Here is a 15,216-nt window from a genome sequence, read left to right on the forward strand (position 1 = left end):
AAACGGATCATGGTCTATGCTAGAGACCAACAAGCAAAGCGTGAAGGAGGCAGTTTTGAGTACCCAGGTAACACCGAAGGAACCAACCCCGTCGCTGGCGGCGACGTTCCGCATGCTCGAAGCACTGGGCGACCACCCGCTCGAATGCCCCGTGCGCGACGTGCTCGACCGTGTCGGGGACAAGTGGAGTTCACTGCTGGTGTCGGCCCTGGCCGGCGGGCCGCGCCGCTTCAGTGCGCTGCATCGGGCCATCCCCGATATTTCCAAGCGCATGCTGACCCAGACGCTGAGGGATCTCGAACGCGACGGCCTCATCGAACGGCATGTGTTTGCCACCAAGCCGCCCAGCGTCGAATACCGGCTCGCCCCCTTGGTACAGTCGCTGCTGGGCCCGCTGGGTGTGTTGATCACCTGGGCCGACCAACATCACCGGGACATCCAGGATGCCCGCCAACGCTTCGATGCCGCCAGCGCGCAGGTCACGCGAGCCAAGATGCCCCAAGACTGAGTTGGCCCGTCAGGCGCGGGCCCATGCCTGCGCTCCGCAGACAGTCACCTAGCTGATACGCCTTCCAGAAACGCCTGTTCGATCAGTTCGGCCAGACCCGCCCGGGCAACGCGGCCACGCCGCTCAGCGTCCACCAACCCGACTATCGAAGAAGCCCATAGTTCGGTCAGCCCGGGAGCCGGGATGTCGATGCGAAAAGCCCCCTCGCGCTGGCCACGCAGGAAAAACCGATCCAGGGATACCTCCCACTCCGACTGCCCGGTCGGAGGCTTGGCTGCGTACTTCTCGCGCCTGAAGTACACCAGAAATGCGATCAACTCGCGGTGCTCCAGGTAGTTGGCATTCAATCGCCTGAGCGCGTCCAGAGGAGGGGAAGCATCGAGTTGCGCCGCACGCATAGCCTGGGTCAGCAGGCCCAGGCTATGAGCCATCAGCCGTGCGACCAGCGCATCGCGTGTCCGACAGTAGCGATACAGCGTGGCTTTGCTGATGCCAACCGCCTTGGCCAATTCCATCAAGGTGCTGCGTGGGCGTTCCACCATCGCCATCGCCAACGACGCCAGAAGCGGGCTGTCGTCGGCTTGAATTTCCATGCTCGCCACAAAATCTCCAATGCAACCAATTCAATCGTAGCGGTGAATCATATCAAGCTCAGATATCGACTTCACCATTGCACTCCAACCACCGCACCACAAATGAATCCACTTAGAATCATTTTGAAACCAAAACCAATATTGATACTTTATCGATTCATAAACAACATAAAAGGCGCAATCAATATTTGCCGCCCGCCACTCATGAATTAAGGTCTCGAAGCATGATCAGTCACCGAGGAGCACAGCCTTGGGCTCTGCTTGCCATTGTCACCAGCGTGCTTGTCAGCGGCTGCAGTGATGGAACACCACCGCGTTCCGGCCTGGCTCCTGTGTCGGTCGAGGTCGTGACGGTACAAACGCAGCCTTTCGCCCAATACAGTGAACTGCCCGGCCGCATCGAGCCCGTGCGGGTGGCCGAAGTGCGCGCTCGCGTCGCCGGGATCGTACTCAGCCGCCATTTCGAGGAGGGCGCGGACGTCAAGCAGGGAGAGGTGCTGTTTCGCATCGATCCGCGCCCGTTCCAGGCGGCCCTAGCGCGCGCCAGAGGCGAGCTGGCCCGCGCCGAGGCGGCGCTGACGGAAGCCCGTGCCTTGGTCAGACGCTACGAGCCGCTGGTCAAGATCGAAGCGGTGAGCCAGCAGGACTACGACGCCGCGCTGGCCGCCTTCCAACGGGCGCAGGCCGAACGACAGTCCGCGCGCGCCAACGTCGAGACGGCGCAACTGGATCTGCAATACGCCACGGTTACCGCGCCTATCTCCGGCCGGGTCGGCCGCGCGCTGGTAACCGAGGGGGCGCTGGTCGGCCAGGGCGAGGCCACGCCCCTGGCGCTCATCCAGCAACTGGATCCGATCTATGCGGACTTCCGCCAGCCGGTCGCCGACATGCTGCGCCTGCGCGAGGCGCTGGCCCTGGGCCACGTGCAGGATCACCAGGGCAAGGGCGCGCGCATCTCGCTCAGCGTGGACGGCACCCATCAAACTCGTGAAGGCCACCTGCTGTTCTCCGACGTCAGCGTCGACCCAGGCACCGGCCAGGTCGTCCTGCGCGGCGAGTTCGACAACGCCGACGGGCTGCTGCTACCGGGCATGTACGTGCGCGTGCAGACGCCCCAGGGCGTCAGTCCCCAGGCCGTGCTAATCCCGCAGCGTGCGGTGCGCCGCGGTCTGGACGGCAAGGCCCAGGTGCTGGTGGTAGGCGAGGACAACACCGCGCAACCGCGCAGCGTCGAAACCGGCGTGATGCGGGGATCGCAATGGCACATCCTGGACGGGCTGCAGCCTGGCGAGCGGGTAATCGTCGGCGGCGCGGCACGGCCTGGCGCTCCGGTGACGGTTGCAACCGCTGCTCCTGCTGGAAATGCCCCGCCCACCCCAGCCTCTGCCGGCGCGACGGCCCGCTGATCCATACCGCGGCCCGCTGCCCTATCCAGAGGATTTCTCATGTCAAAGTTTTTTATCGCCCGGCCCAATTTCGCCTGGGTAGTCGCCATCTTCATCACCCTCGCCGGCCTACTGGCGATCCCATCGCTGCCCGTGGCGCAGTACCCAGAAGTCGCACCGCCGCAGGTGGTGATCACAGCAACCTACCCCGGCGCCTCCGCCAACACCGTTGTGGACTCGGTCATCAGCGTGATCGAGGAGGAACTCAACGGCGCCAAGGGCATGCTGTATTACGAGTCGGTCAGTAGTTCGTCCGGCTCTGGCGAGATCACGGTCACCTTCGCGCCAGGTACCGATCCCGACCTGGCCCAGGTGGACGTACAGAACCGCATCCAGGCCGCCGAGGCTCGGCTGCCCAGGGCCGTGACCCAACAAGGATTGCAGATCCGCCAGGCCAGCACTGGCTTTCTGGTGATCTACTCGCTGCGCTACAAGGGCGATGCCGCCAACCGCGATGTCATCGGCCTGGCCGACTTCGCCGCGCGTAATGTCACTAACGAAATCCGCCGCATCGATGGTGTCGGGCGCGTCCAGGTGTTCGGCGCACAAGCAGCGATGCGGGTCTGGGTCGATCCCCAGAAATTACTGGGCTACGGTCTGTCGGTCACCGACGTCAACCGCGCCATCGCCGCGCAGAACCTGCAGGTACCCGCTGGCAGCTTCGGCAGCCGCCCCGGCTCGCCCGAGCAGGAGCTGACGGCCACCATCGCGGTCAAAGGCATGCTCGACACACCCGAGGAGTTCGGCCGCATCGTCTTGCGTGCCAACCCCGACGGTTCCAAGGTCACGCTAGCAGATGTGGCACGCCTGGCGATCGGCCCTCAGGACTACAACTTCGAAGTGCGCAGCTCCGGCCAAAACGCGGTGGCTGCCGCAGTACAACTGGCCCCCGGCGCGAATGCCCTGCAGGTCGCGCAAGCCGTCAAGGCGCGCCTGGCGGAACTGTCCAAGACCTTCCCGCCGGACATCGAATACGCTGTGCCGCTGGACACCTCGACCTTCATCGACGCCGCCATCGGCAAGGTGATCACGACGCTGATCGAAGCGGTAGTGCTGGTGTTCCTGGTGATGTTCCTGTTCCTGCAGAATTTCCGCTACACGCTGATTCCCACCATCGTGGTGCCGGTCTGCCTGGCTGGCACGCTGGCGGTGATGTACGCGTTGGGCTTCTCAGTGAACATGATGACCATGTTCGGTATGGTGCTGGCCATCGGCATCCTAGTCGACGATGCCATCGTGGTGGTGGAAAACGTCGAGCGGATCATGGCCGAAGAAGGCCTGTCACCACGCGAGGCGACGATCAAGGCCATGCAGCAGGTGTCCGGCGCGATCGTCGGTATAACTCTGGTGCTGTCAGCGGTGTTCTTGCCGCTGGCCTTCATGAGCGGCTCGGTGGGGGTGATCTATCGACAGTTCTCGCTGTCGCTGGCGGTGTCGATCCTGTTCTCCGGCTTCCTGGCGCTGACGCTGACCCCGGCGCTGTGCGCAACCCTGCTGAAGCCGATCCCCAAGGGCCACCACCATGAGAAAACCGGCTTCTTCGGCTGGTTCAACCGCCGTTTCTCCGCGCTGACCGCCCGCTACACACACCTGAACGCGCAACTGATCCGGCGTACCGGGCGCTACATGTTGGTCTATGCGGGTGTTGTCGCTCTGGTGGGCCTGCTGTTCGTGCGGCTGCCCGAAGCCTTCGTGCCCATCGAGGATCAGGGCCGCTTCATCGTGGACGTGCAACTGCCCCCTGGCGCTACCCATGCCCGTACACAGGCGGTGAGCCGGCAGATCGAGGACTATCTGCTCGCGCGCGAGTTGGTCACCGCGGCCACCCTGGTCACCGGCTTCAGCTTCTCCGGTACCGGCCAGAACGCGGGGATCGCTTTCCCGGTGCTGCGCGACTGGTCCGAACGCGGTCGCGGGCAGAGCGCGAACGACGAGGTGGCCGCCTTCAACGCGCGATTCGCCGGCAACAAGGACGGGCGCCTGATGGCGGTAAACCCGCCGCCGATCGCCGGCATGGGCAACGCCAGCGGTTTCGCGCTGCGCCTGCAGGATCGTGGCGGCGTCGGCCGGCAGGCCTTGCTCGCCGCCCGCGACCAGCTCATGCAGCAGGCCTTTGCTTCGCCCGCCATCCTCTATGCGCGCATGGAGGGTCTGGAGGATGCGCCGCAGTTGCGCCTGAACATCGACCGCGAGAAGGCCGAGGCGCTCGGCGTGGGCTTCGGCAGCATCAGCGATGCACTGTCCACGGCCTACGGCTCGGCCGTCGCGGCCGACTTCGCCAATGCCGGTCGCCTGCAACGCGTGGTCGTTCAGGCCGGCGAAGCGTCCCGGACGACCCCGGAAAACATCATGGATCTGAACGTTCCAAACATCCGGGGCGAGCAAGTACCCCTGTCGGCCTTCGCCGCCACGTCGTGGGAGCACGGGCCGGTGCAGATATCGCGCTACAACGGCTATCCGTCGATCCGCATCGTCGGCGACGCCGCCCCCGGCAGCAGCACCGGCGAAGCCATGGCCGAACTGGAACGCATCGCCGCCGGACTGCCCACCGGCATCAGCCTGGAGTGGACGGGGCTGTCGCTTCAGGAGCGTTCCGCGGGCGCCCAGGCGCCCATCCTGCTGGGCCTGGCATTGCTGGTGGTGTTCCTGGTGCTGGTGGCGCTGTACGAGAGCTGGGCCATCCCCGCCTCGGTGATGCTGATCGTGCCGGTCGGCGCGCTGGGCGCGGTGCTGGCAGTGACCGCGCTGAACATGCCCAACGACGTCTACTTCAAGGTCGGCCTGATCACCATCATCGGCCTGTCGGCGAAGAACGCCATCCTGATCGTGGAGTTCGCCAAGGATCTACGTGCCCAGGGGCTGTCGCTGGTCGATGCGGCGATCGAGGCCGCACGCCTGCGCTTCCGCCCGATCGTGATGACCTCGCTCGCGTTCATCCTCGGCGTAGTGCCGCTGGCCATCGCCACGGGCGCCGGCGCAGCCAGCCAGCGCGCCATCGGTACGGGGGTGATCGGCGGCATGCTGACCGCGACCACGCTGGGCGTGATCCTGGTTCCGATCTTCTTCGTCTGGGTGCTTTCCAGGTTCAAGAACAACCGCGAGGGCGACCGTCACCCCGCCGGATTCACGGCATCCGAGGAGGCTCCGCAATGACCGTCCGCCTGTTTTCACGCCCGCCCATCACACTGCTGGCCGCCAGCCTGCTGCTGGCCGGCTGCTCGCTGGCACCCACCTATGAGCGGCCTACTGCGCCTGTCCCTGAACGCTGGACCGATGGCGTCACGCCCGCGGCGACCCAGGGCGTAGCCGCCCCTTCGGCGGCCACGCTCGATTGGCAGGCGTTCGTCGGTGACGACGATCTGCGCCAACTGATCGACCTGGCGCTCGCCAACAACCGCGACCTGCGCCAGGCCCTGCTCAACATCGAGGCGGCACGGGCGCAATACCGCATCCAGCGCGCCGATCGCCTGCCAGGGTTGGAGGTGCAAGGCGATGGCACGCGGCAACGCGTTCCCGCCGATCTGAGCAGCAACGGCCAGGCCGGCATTCAGGAGAGCTATCAGGCCGGCGTGGGGCTAACCTCGTTCGAGCTGGATCTGTTCGGCCGCGTGCGCAACCTCTCCGAGGCCGCCCTGCGCGAGTACCTGGCCAGCGAGGAGGCCGCCCGCGGCGTGCGGATCAGCCTGATCGCCGAAGTGATCCAGACCTATCTGGCGCGCGAAAGCGCTCAGCACCGCCATCTGCTGACCACCCGCAACCTGGAAGCCCGCCAGGCCTCGTTGCATCTCATCAGCCAGCGCCGGCAGGCCGGCACCGCCAGCGCACTGGACTACGAGGAGGCCCGCGGGCTGGCCGAGCAGGCGCAGGCGGATCTGGAGCGCATCGACCGCGAGCTCCGCCAGGCAGGCAATGCCCTCGCGCTGCTGGCCGGCGTTGCCGCCGTGCGCCCGCAACTGCCCGAACGACCGAACACGGATTTCGCCTTGGTGCAGGACATCGCGCCGGGCACGCCGTCGGAGCTGCTGGCCCACCGTCCGGACATCCGCGCGGCCGAGCAACAATTGCTAGCGCGCAATGCCAGCATCGGTGCGGCGCGGGCCGCGTTCTTTCCGCGTATCTCGCTGACCGGGATGTTCGGCAGCTCCAGTGCGGAACTGTCGAACCTGTTTGAATCGGGCCAAAGAGCCTGGTCCTTCACGCCGCAATTGACCTTGCCGATCTTCGATGGGGGCCGCAACCGCGCCAACCTCGACCTGGCCCAGGTGCGCAAGGACATCGCCGTCGCCGCCTACGAGCAGTCCATCCAGACCGCTTTCCGCGAAGTATCCGACGCGCTGGCGGCCAGTGACACGCTACGGCGCGAGGAGCGTGCCCTGAACGCCCTGGCGCAATCCAGCGCCGAAGCCCTCAAACTCTCCGCAGCGCGCTACCGGGCCGGCGTCGACGACCACCTGCGCTACCTGGACGCTCAGCGGCGTGACTTCGCCAACCAGACCGCGCTCATCACGATTCGCACCGAACGGCAGGCAGCACTCGCTACCCTGTTCCGGGCACTGGGCGGTGGTTGGCACACCGAAACCGCAGGCGACAAGCGAGTGGAGGTGACCTCCAGATGAGACCGCGCAGCGGCATTCCAACCCGACCGTCACCGGGATCCGGTTCATCGGCGGCGGGAGACCCCGCCAATGCCACTGCAACCCGTGCGTCCCCCAGGAGCCAGCCCGATGCGGCGCGAGGCGGTGACGCCTTCATCGAACTGGATCGCGTTTCGTTCGGCTATGGGGACAGCGACATCCTCAGCAACGTCTCCATGCGATTCGCGCCTGGCAAGGTGACGGCCATACTGGGCGGCTCTGGCTGCGGCAAGACCACGCTGCTGCGGTTGATCGCAGGCGTCCATGCTCCTCGATCCGGCGAGTTGATCATCGAGGGGCAGCGCTTCGACACCAACGACAGGGCCCAACGCTACGCGCTGCGGCGCAGGCTGGGCGTGCTGCTCCAGTTCGGCGCGTTGTTCACCGACCTGACGGTGTACGAGAACGTGGCCTTCGCGCTGCGCGAGAACACCGATCTGCCCGAGAGTGCCATCCGCGACATCGTGCTGATGAAGCTGCATGCCGTGGGGCTGCGCGGCGCGGCGGAACTGCGCATCGATCAGGTCTCCGGTGGCATGGCGCGGCGGATCGCGTTGGCCAGAGCGGTCGTGATGGACCCGGAGCTCGTGCTGTACGACGAGCCCTTCTCGGGACTGGATCCGATCTCCATGGGCGTCATCGCCAACCTCATTCGTAACCTGAACCGTGCCACCGGCGCCACCACACTGATGGTCACGCACGATGTGCGCGAGTCCTTTGCGATCTGCGACTACGCCTACCTAATGGCTGCCGGCGGGCGCGTGATCGCTCGCGGCACGCCCGTCGAGCTGGAGGCCAGCACCGACCCCGAAGTGCGCCAGTTCATCCGCGGCGAACCCGACGGCCCGGTGAAGTTCCACTACCCGGCCGCGCCAATTGGCGAACAACTGGATGTCCAGAGATGACGGTGCTTCAGACACTCGGCCGCCTCTCGCTTGGCAGGCTGCAGGCGCTGGGCCATGCGACGTTCTTCGGTCTGGATATGCTGCGCAGCGCCCCTGTGGCGTTGCGTCGCTTCTCGTTGGTCGTCGCCCAGATCTACACCACGGGCAATCGCTCGCTGGCACTCATCCTTGCTTCCGGCGCGGCGGTGGGGCTGGTTCTAGCGCTGCAGCTTTACTACACACTTTCCACTTATGGCGCGACCGAAAGCCTGGGCCTAGTGGTGAATCTTGCGCTGGTGCGCGAGCTGGGTCCCGTGGTCGCGGCCTTGTTGTTCGCCGGCCGCGCGGGAACCTCGCTCACGGCGGAGATCGGCCTCATGAAAGCCGGCGAGCAACTCCTGGCAATGGAGCTGATGGCCATCGACCCACTGGCGCGCGTGCTAGCGCCGCGCTTCCTCGCCGGCATCCTGGTCATGCCGCTGCTGGCCATGCTGTTCAGTGCCGTGGGCATCCTGGGCGCCTATGTGGTCGCGGTGCCGATGCTCGGCGTGGATGCCGGCAATTTCTGGTCGATCCAGCAAAACGGCGTCGATGTCTGGCGCGATGTCGGCAACGGCCTGGTCAAGAGCTTCGTCTTCGGCGCGCTGGTCACGGCCACCGCGCTCTACCAGGGCTATGAAGCGCGCCCGACGCCCGAAGGAGTCTCCGCCGCAACCACACGGGGCGTCGTCATTTCCTCGCTGTGCGTCCTGTGCACGGATTTCATCTTGACCGCGCTGATGTTCAGCACCCCCTAGGAGCCAATCCATGCCCCTGAAAAGAACCGAAACTCTCGTTGGCCTGTTCGTGCTGCTGGCACTCCTGGCACTTGTCTTCCTGGCTCTCAAGGCCGCCAACCTGGGAAGCTTCGAGGTCGGCCGAACCTACTCATTGACCGCGCACTTTTCCAATATTGGAAGCCTGAGACCACGAGCACCGGTCAAGAGCGCTGGAGTACGCGTGGGCAGCGTGGAGGCGATCGCGTTCGATCCCGTGCGTTTCCAAGCGGTGGTCTCGCTGAGCATCGACGAGCGCTATCGGTTTCCGACGGACTCTGCCGCGAAGATTCTGACATCGGGACTCCTGGGCGAGCAGTACATCGGGCTGGAGCCCGGAGGCAATGACGCCGATATTGCCAATGGCGGCACGCTCACCCAGACGCAATCAGCCGTCGTGCTGGAGAACCTGATCGGGCAATTCCTCACCGGCCGCGGTACTGACGCAGGGAGCGAGCCATGATCCGCGTAGCGACCCCGCTGGCTCTTGTACTCGTGCTCGCTGGCTGCGCCTCCGTTCCTACCGACCAGAAAACACCGGCGCAACGCGTGGATCCCTGGGAGCCTTGGAATCGCAAGGTCGATGCATTCAACTACTCCGTCGACCGCACAGTTCTCGTACCAGTGGCTCAAGGCTACCGCGAGCATGTTCCGCCCCCCATCCGCACCGGCGTCGGCAACTTCTTCAACAACGTCTCGGATCTGTGGTCGACCGCTAATCACCTGCTCCAGGGCAAACCGCGACAAGGCGCGGAGATGGGCACACGAGTGATCATGAACACGATCTTCGGCGTGCTCGGCGTGATGGACGTGGCGACCCCGGCGGGGCTGCCACGCCGGCCGGAAGACTTCGGCCAGACCTTGGGCGTGTGGGGACTCTCGAGCGGCCCCTACCTGGTGCTGCCGCTTTTGGGGCCATCTTCCGTGCGCGATAGCGCGGGCCTGGCGACGCAACTCTCGCTGGCATCGCCAACCCAGTTGTCGGACTCGACGGGCTGGCGCGTCGGGATCACTGGACTACAGGTGGTGCAGACGCGATCAGAGCTGCTGGACACCACCGCGCTGCTCGATGAAGTGGCGCTGGATCGCTACAGCTTCACCCGTGACGCCTATCTCCAGCGGCGCAAGAACCAGGTGCATGACGGATCGCCGCCGATGGAACTCGGGGACTTCGATGACATCGAGGATAGCCCTGCGGCCAACGACCTACAGCCATCACAGTGAAGCCGTTGGACGTTGGTGCATCCGTACCTGACGAGCCAACCCACGCTCCAGTTAATTGAGGAACAACAGATGTGTGTCAGAGCAACCCTCTCAACCCTTGCGGGTTTCATCCTCGCTGCGGCAGCCTTGTTGCTTTTGCCGAGTCCAGCGCATGCACAGCGTTCGCCTGAAGCATTGGTACGCGATATCTCGAACGGCGTCATCGAAGCCGTCAAGAGCGAGTCCTCCGCGCAGCAAAGTGACCTCTCTCGCCTCATCGAGCAGGTAGAGGCCACGGTCATGCCGGCTGTCGACTTCCAGACCGCCACCCGCTCTGCTGTCGGGCCCCGGTGGCGCGAAGCGACCGCCGAGCAGCGACAGCGCCTGCAGGAGGAATTCAAGACCCTGCTGACCAGCTTCTATGCCGGAGGCATCCGCCAGGTCAGCGACTACGAGGTGGAAGTGACCGAAACGCTGCCGGTTCCGAACCGTCCCACGCAAGTGGTCGTGCGATCCAGGGTATCGGGCCGCGGGGAGACGCATCAGTTGGACTATCGCCTGGACAGGATAGGGGAAAACTGGAAGATCATCGACCTGAGCCTGGACGGCATCTGGGTGACGCTGAGCTACCGCTCGCAGTTTGCCGAGCACCTGGCCAGAGGCGGGATCGATGGCCTGATCGCGGCCCTGGCCGAGCAGAATCGCAAAGGACGCAGATCGTGAACCCTTCTTCGACATGGCGCTTGCCCGAGCAAGCGACCAGCGCGCAATTCAATGCGCTGCTCGGTCAACTGGATGACACCAGCCTCATCGATGCATCTGCGCTACAGCGTTTCGATACGGCCACTCTGGCATTGCTCCTGGAGGCATGCCGTCGCGCCAAGCGCAGCGCCAGATCCTTCGAGGTGATCAATGCTCCGCCTCGCCTCTTGGATCTGGCGCGGCTTCACGGCGTGGAAGAATTGCTTTTCTCTGAAACGCCGAGATAGTGCCACCGATCTCGTGCATTCGAGTCACTCCCCCCCAATAAAGACTGCAGGCGGGACATTTTTGTCTGAATTCTCACATGCAGTGTCATATTAGACACTGCATGCCAGAACGAAGAGTTTGTCTAATAAAGAGGTAGTGTTTTGAACTTTTGAGCGTTCACAGGGGAGCTACTATGGGACAGATCGAATCCGTGACATGCGACGTTCTGGACGGGATATTACAGATCAGTTTCAACCGACCCGAGAAGCGCAACGCGCTCACCATGCCCATGTTCACAGCCATCACCGAGGCTCTCAGGGACGCTGACCGAAGAGACGATGTGCGCTGCATCGTGGTAACAGGAAACGGCAGCGTGTTCTGCGCAGGACATGATTTGAAAGCCTTCGAGGAGTGGCCTCAGCAGCCACATGACCCTGTGCCAACCTTCTTGCACGCAATCGCCGACGTGAGAAAGCCTTTGGTAATTGCAGCGCATGGCTCAGTTGCCGGAATCGGGGTGACATGGCTGTTGCATGCCGACTGGGTGGTGACCAGTGCTGAAACCACCTTCAAGTTGCCGTTCATCGAACTAGGCATCGCGCCGGAGGCGGCAAGCTCACAGTTGTTGCAGCGAGCCGTCGGGCTGCCTCGCGCCAAGCGCTTGCTGTTGGGTGGTGAGACATTCACCGGGGCCGAGGCCTACCAATGGGGGCTCGTCGCAGAGCTTGCGTCGTCTGACGACGTGAGCACACGGGCTTTTGAGCGCGCAAGGTTTTTCGCTTCGAAAGATCCCGTACTACTTCGGCGTATCAAGGACTGGCTGCATCCAAGCGATGAGTACCACCAACGCATCGATCAGGAAGTGGCCGAGATCAACGCGGCGATCCACCGAAAGCGGACGGTGACCGGTTCTTGAGAATGAAGCTCCGTCGTTGAACCTAGCCCCCGTCACCACTTCGACAAGCCCGGCACACGAAACGCCGGGCTCGCGATCTCACTGCGCCTCGCCTGCGATCCGGTCGAGTGTCGCGATATCCTCGGCAGACAGCTCCAGCTCCGCAGCCTTGAAGTTCTCGCGCAAATGCGCCACCGAGGAGGTGCCGGCGATCACCAGAATGTTAGGCGAGCGTTGCAGCAGCCAGGCCAGCGCCACCTGGTTCGGCGAGGTGCCATGCGCCTTGGCGACATCGGCCAGCAGCGAGGACTGCAGCGGCGAGAAGCCGCCCAGCGGGAAGAACGGCACATAGGCCACACCCTGCTTGGCCAACTCATCGATGAAGGCGTCATCGCCGCGATGCGCCAAGTTGTACTGGTTCTGCACGCTGACGATGTTGGTCAACGCCTGGGCCTCGGCGAACTGCGCAGGCGTCACGCTGCTCAGGCCGATATGGCGGATCAGGCCCTGACTCTGGAGCTCCAGCAACACCCCCAGCGGCTCGACGAGCGAGCCATCTTCCGGCTCTTCCGGACTTTGCTGGTTGCCTAGGCGCAGGTTGACCACCTCCAGTGTCTCCAGCCCGAGGCTGGTCAGGTTTTCATGCACCTGGCGAATGAGGCTGTCGGGGGTGCGCTCGAGAATCCACGAACCGTCCTCGCCACGTACCGCGCCGACCTTGGTAACGATCACCAGGTCTTCGGGATAGGGTGCGAGCGCTTCGCGGATGAGCTGGTTGGAGACGTGCGGGCCGTAGAACTCGGCGGTGTCGATATGGTTGGCGCCCAGGGCGACCACCTCGCGCAACACGGCCAGCGCCGCCTCCTTGTCGCGTGGCGGGCCCCAGACGTGCGGGCCGGGCAGTTGCATCGCGCCATAGCCGATGCGCTTGAGGTGCAACGAGGTGCCCGGAAGGGTGAAGGTGCCACCGAGAGTTGTCGTCGTCATGCGGATTTCCTCTGACTGGTTTGAGTACGGGTCTGCTCAGGCCAGCGACACGACGATCTTGCCGCGTGCCCGGCGGGATATCTGGCGCTCCCAGGCCTCGGCGAACTGCGCCAGCGGCAGATTGCGGTCGAGCACCACCTCAATGCCCTGCTCGGCCACGGCCGCGACCACTTCGTCCAGGCGGCTAGCGTAGGCCTTGACGTAGATGATGCTGGCGCTGACGCCATGCGCCTGCATGGCCACTTCGTCGACGGGTGCAGCAGCGACCGTAGAGACCAGCCGGCCACCCCTGCGCAGCACGGAGAATGAACGCATCTGGGTTTCATCGCCGACCAGGTCGAGCACCACATCCACGCCTGAGACGAGGGAGGCAAAGTCCTGCGTCTTGTAGTCGATCACTTCGGCGGCGCCCAGGCGTCGTACCAGCTCCAGGCCATCGCCCGAGGCGGTTGCGATCACCCGCGCACCAGCCTTGTGCGCGAACTGGACGGCGAAGCTGCCAACACCGCCCGCACCACCGTGGATCAGCACGGTTTCCCCCGCCTGCAACTTCGCCACTGAGAACAGAGCATGCCATGCTGTACTACCGGCGGTTGGAATCGCAGCGCCCTGGGCCATTGACAGGCTGGATGGCAAAGCCACTGCGCCAGAAGCTGGCACCGCTGCAAGCTCGGCTAGGCCGCCACTGGTACCGGCGTCGGCCCAACCGATCACAGCATCTCCGGGCTTCCACTGAGAGACCGCCTCTCCAACGCGCTCCACGGTACCGGCGAAATCGCTAGAGAGTGTGAGCGGCAGCCTGATGGTGAAGAAGCGCGAGGCGACCCCCGATACCAGGAGGGCGTCGAGCGGATTAAGCGCGGCAGCCTGAATCCGTACCAAAATGTCGTCGGCCCCGATCTCGGGGATCGGGGCGTCCTCTAGGGTCGGGGCTTCGTTGTAGGCGTGAATACGGACTGCTTTCATGGTTGACTCTCCAAGGATGAATAACGTGAAACCGCCTGTACCTCACCGGAACCTGCGGAGGGGACATCGCGATGGCTGAGCACGGTCGCCATGACCGACATCTGCCAATCGAAATAGGGGTTGAAGGTCAGCCGCGCATGAACCTTTCCGTCCTCGCGGTAGCCCCAGTCCGAGTACCAGACCGGCGCTCCGTTCTCGCACGCTTGCGTCTGTTGTAGGTCTTGGCCGTTCCAGCAAAAACGTTGATTGGCGTGCTCGCCATACAGCGCGTTGGCAGGAGAGAACAGCAGTCCCATATGGGAGAACTGGCTGATGCGCTGTTCGGGAAGCCGGTCTTCGCGCACGAGTACACGCGCAGCATCGGTCAGAGCAGACGGTCGCGTGCCATACCAGACTAGGCGGCTGGCCGGATGCGTGAAGCGCGCCTGGAAGGCGTCGAGCAAGTAGTCCGTGTCGAGTACAGAATCGTGCTGTGCCACGGCCATGAAAACGGGCTTATCGTAAACACGGAGGTGAAGCAGGTGCTGAGCCATGCGGCTGCTGCGATAGAACTGCGCAAAACCGTTGGTCGGCGTACTTAGGTAGCGCACGGTGTTCTGCGTGGGCATGCGCCCATCAGGCTCGAACAGCCATGGGCGGAATCTGGCGACCACGGGCGCCAGCCAATCCAACGAACTGTTGGAGCGGAAGCCCGGCGAGAAAAGCGCCAACCCCGCGATCTCTGGATGCGCGTAGGCGTATTCGAGCACTAGGTTTGCCCCCGTGGAGAACCCGCCCAGGTAGACCTGCCCGACATCGCGCTGAAGTGCCGACGCTTGTTCGTACACGACCTGGCGCCACTGGGCGAGCGTTACATCCATCAGATCTTCGGGGCGCGTGCCGTGGCCAGGCAGCAGCACCGAGCGAACCAGGAAGCCCTGCTCGGCCAAAGCCTGTCCGATGTCATGGAAAGACCATGGCGAGTCGCCCAACCCGTGCACCAGCAGGATACCCTTACCTGGCCGCATGCCTGCCTTCAAAACAGAGGGACGCCACTCGTGCGGCGCATTCCAGACAAGCTCGAAGTCCTTGGACTGATGTTGAAAGACGCGCCGCTCGCGTAGGAGCGCCAAACTGCTCTTCTGATAATCGGCGAAAGATATCGCGGTCTGGGGGGACGGCACCTCGACTCTCACCGTCGCGCACGCATTCAGCAGGGCTCCTCCCACAACAAGAACGGCAGAAAACGCCATCACCAAGAGACTACGTCTCGTTCGCTCAATCAACACGGCCGTAACCCCATTCCCTTGCGCCGTTTGACGCAAAAAAGCTGAGTAC

Annotated in this window: 15 protein-coding genes; 11 read left to right on the forward strand and 4 right to left on the reverse strand. The window is 64.1% G+C overall.

The genetic code is table 11. The features are described 5' to 3' along the window. Positions 1-16: 16 nt before the first annotated feature. Complete coding sequence (locus VC352_RS21015; protein WP_322981450.1) at positions 17-508, forward strand: helix-turn-helix domain-containing protein; 492 nt, start codon at positions 17-19, stop codon at positions 506-508. Positions 509-552: 44 nt separating this feature from the next. Here VC352_RS21015 and VC352_RS21020 read toward each other — a convergent pair whose 3' ends face one another. Next, positions 553-1,101 carry a TetR/AcrR family transcriptional regulator gene (locus VC352_RS21020; RefSeq protein WP_322981505.1) on the reverse strand — a complete coding sequence of 183 codons (549 nt, stop codon included), beginning with the start codon at positions 1,099-1,101 and terminating at the stop codon, positions 553-555. A 224-nt stretch (positions 1,102-1,325) separates the two neighbouring features. Here VC352_RS21020 and VC352_RS21025 point away from each other — a divergent pair, with 224 nt between their 5' ends. The 10 genes from VC352_RS21025 (at position 1,326) to VC352_RS21070 (ending at position 11,967) form a co-directional block, all read left to right on the forward strand. Then, complete coding sequence (locus VC352_RS21025; protein WP_322981451.1) at positions 1,326-2,507, forward strand: efflux RND transporter periplasmic adaptor subunit; 1,182 nt, start codon at positions 1,326-1,328, stop codon at positions 2,505-2,507. A 39-nt stretch (positions 2,508-2,546) separates the two neighbouring features. Further along, positions 2,547-5,699, forward strand: coding sequence for an efflux RND transporter permease subunit (locus VC352_RS21030; protein WP_322981452.1), 3,153 nt, complete (start codon positions 2,547-2,549; stop codon positions 5,697-5,699). Continuing rightward, entirely contained in the window at positions 5,696-7,162 is a 1,467-nt protein-coding gene (locus VC352_RS21035; RefSeq protein WP_322981453.1) for an efflux transporter outer membrane subunit, read from the forward strand. Before VC352_RS21030 ends, VC352_RS21035 begins: the two co-directional genes overlap by 4 nt. Continuing rightward, positions 7,159-8,085, forward strand: coding sequence for an ABC transporter ATP-binding protein (locus VC352_RS21040; RefSeq protein ID WP_322981454.1), 927 nt, complete (start codon positions 7,159-7,161; stop codon positions 8,083-8,085). The genes VC352_RS21035 and VC352_RS21040 overlap by 4 nt, the downstream gene beginning before the upstream one ends. Beyond that, positions 8,082-8,861: a lipid asymmetry maintenance ABC transporter permease subunit MlaE gene (gene mlaE / locus VC352_RS21045; RefSeq protein ID WP_322981455.1), complete on the forward strand. Its 780-nt coding sequence runs from the start codon at positions 8,082-8,084 to the stop codon at positions 8,859-8,861. Before VC352_RS21040 ends, mlaE begins: the two co-directional genes overlap by 4 nt. A gap of 10 nt (positions 8,862-8,871) precedes the next feature. Further along, positions 8,872-9,342 (forward strand): outer membrane lipid asymmetry maintenance protein MlaD, encoded by a 471-nt coding sequence (gene mlaD, locus VC352_RS21050; protein ID WP_322981456.1) that lies wholly within the window; start codon positions 8,872-8,874, stop codon positions 9,340-9,342. Further along, positions 9,339-10,103: a VacJ family lipoprotein gene (locus VC352_RS21055; protein WP_322981457.1), complete on the forward strand. Its 765-nt coding sequence runs from the start codon at positions 9,339-9,341 to the stop codon at positions 10,101-10,103. The genes mlaD and VC352_RS21055 overlap by 4 nt, the downstream gene beginning before the upstream one ends. A 69-nt stretch (positions 10,104-10,172) precedes the next feature. Continuing rightward, positions 10,173-10,805 carry an ABC transporter substrate-binding protein gene (locus VC352_RS21060; RefSeq protein WP_322981458.1) on the forward strand — a complete coding sequence of 211 codons (633 nt, stop codon included), beginning with the start codon at positions 10,173-10,175 and terminating at the stop codon, positions 10,803-10,805. Continuing rightward, the gene (locus tag VC352_RS21065) at positions 10,802-11,071 is read left to right on the forward strand and encodes an STAS domain-containing protein (protein ID WP_322981459.1); all 270 of its coding nucleotides are present in this window, start codon (positions 10,802-10,804) and stop codon (positions 11,069-11,071) included. The genes VC352_RS21060 and VC352_RS21065 overlap by 4 nt, the downstream gene beginning before the upstream one ends. A gap of 173 nt (positions 11,072-11,244) precedes the next feature. Next, positions 11,245-11,967 (forward strand): enoyl-CoA hydratase-related protein, encoded by a 723-nt coding sequence (locus tag VC352_RS21070; protein ID WP_322981460.1) that lies wholly within the window; start codon positions 11,245-11,247, stop codon positions 11,965-11,967. Positions 11,968-12,045: 78 nt separating this feature from the next. Here VC352_RS21070 and VC352_RS21075 read toward each other — a convergent pair whose 3' ends face one another. The 3 genes from VC352_RS21075 to VC352_RS21085 are packed head-to-tail and all read right to left on the reverse strand — an operon-like array spanning position 12,046 to position 15,131. After that, complete coding sequence (locus VC352_RS21075) at positions 12,046-12,933, reverse strand: oxidoreductase (RefSeq protein WP_322981461.1); 888 nt, start codon at positions 12,931-12,933, stop codon at positions 12,046-12,048. A 36-nt stretch (positions 12,934-12,969) separates the two neighbouring features. Next, on the reverse strand, positions 12,970-13,899 hold the full coding sequence (locus VC352_RS21080; RefSeq protein WP_322981462.1) for an NADP-dependent oxidoreductase: 930 nt from the start codon (positions 13,897-13,899) through the stop codon (positions 12,970-12,972). Beyond that, positions 13,896-15,131 (reverse strand): alpha/beta hydrolase, encoded by a 1,236-nt coding sequence (locus tag VC352_RS21085; RefSeq protein ID WP_416340221.1) that lies wholly within the window; start codon positions 15,129-15,131, stop codon positions 13,896-13,898. Before VC352_RS21085 ends, VC352_RS21080 begins: the two co-directional genes overlap by 4 nt. Between the last annotated feature and the right edge of the window lie 85 nt (positions 15,132-15,216).

This window comes from Pseudomonas sp. C11 (assembly GCF_034683865.1).
In the GTDB taxonomy this organism is placed as follows: Bacteria; Pseudomonadota; Gammaproteobacteria; order Pseudomonadales; family Pseudomonadaceae; genus Aquipseudomonas.

What these genes read in the sequence shown, in the direction of transcription:
- VC352_RS21070 (WP_322981460.1), top strand. Translation starts at nt 11,245, where the DNA reads ATGGGACAGATCGAATCCGTGACATGCGACGTTCTGGACGGGATATTA.
- VC352_RS21055 (WP_322981457.1), top strand. Translation starts at nt 9,339, where the DNA reads ATGATCCGCGTAGCGACCCCGCTGGCTCTTGTACTCGTGCTCGCTGGC.
- VC352_RS21085 (WP_416340221.1), bottom strand. Translation starts at nt 15,131, where the DNA reads ATGGCGTTTTCTGCCGTTCTTGTTGTGGGAGGAGCCCTGCTGAATGCG.
- VC352_RS21040 (WP_322981454.1), top strand. Translation starts at nt 7,159, where the DNA reads ATGAGACCGCGCAGCGGCATTCCAACCCGACCGTCACCGGGATCCGGT.
- VC352_RS21015 (WP_322981450.1), top strand. Translation starts at nt 17, where the DNA reads ATGCTAGAGACCAACAAGCAAAGCGTGAAGGAGGCAGTTTTGAGTACC.
- VC352_RS21035 (WP_322981453.1), top strand. Translation starts at nt 5,696, where the DNA reads ATGACCGTCCGCCTGTTTTCACGCCCGCCCATCACACTGCTGGCCGCC.
- VC352_RS21030 (WP_322981452.1), top strand. Translation starts at nt 2,547, where the DNA reads ATGTCAAAGTTTTTTATCGCCCGGCCCAATTTCGCCTGGGTAGTCGCC.
- VC352_RS21020 (WP_322981505.1), bottom strand. Translation starts at nt 1,101, where the DNA reads ATGGAAATTCAAGCCGACGACAGCCCGCTTCTGGCGTCGTTGGCGATG.
- VC352_RS21080 (WP_322981462.1), bottom strand. Translation starts at nt 13,899, where the DNA reads ATGAAAGCAGTCCGTATTCACGCCTACAACGAAGCCCCGACCCTAGAG.
- mlaE (WP_322981455.1), top strand. Translation starts at nt 8,082, where the DNA reads ATGACGGTGCTTCAGACACTCGGCCGCCTCTCGCTTGGCAGGCTGCAG.
- VC352_RS21025 (WP_322981451.1), top strand. Translation starts at nt 1,326, where the DNA reads ATGATCAGTCACCGAGGAGCACAGCCTTGGGCTCTGCTTGCCATTGTC.
- VC352_RS21075 (WP_322981461.1), bottom strand. Translation starts at nt 12,933, where the DNA reads ATGACGACGACAACTCTCGGTGGCACCTTCACCCTTCCGGGCACCTCG.
- VC352_RS21060 (WP_322981458.1), top strand. Translation starts at nt 10,173, where the DNA reads ATGTGTGTCAGAGCAACCCTCTCAACCCTTGCGGGTTTCATCCTCGCT.
- mlaD (WP_322981456.1), top strand. Translation starts at nt 8,872, where the DNA reads ATGCCCCTGAAAAGAACCGAAACTCTCGTTGGCCTGTTCGTGCTGCTG.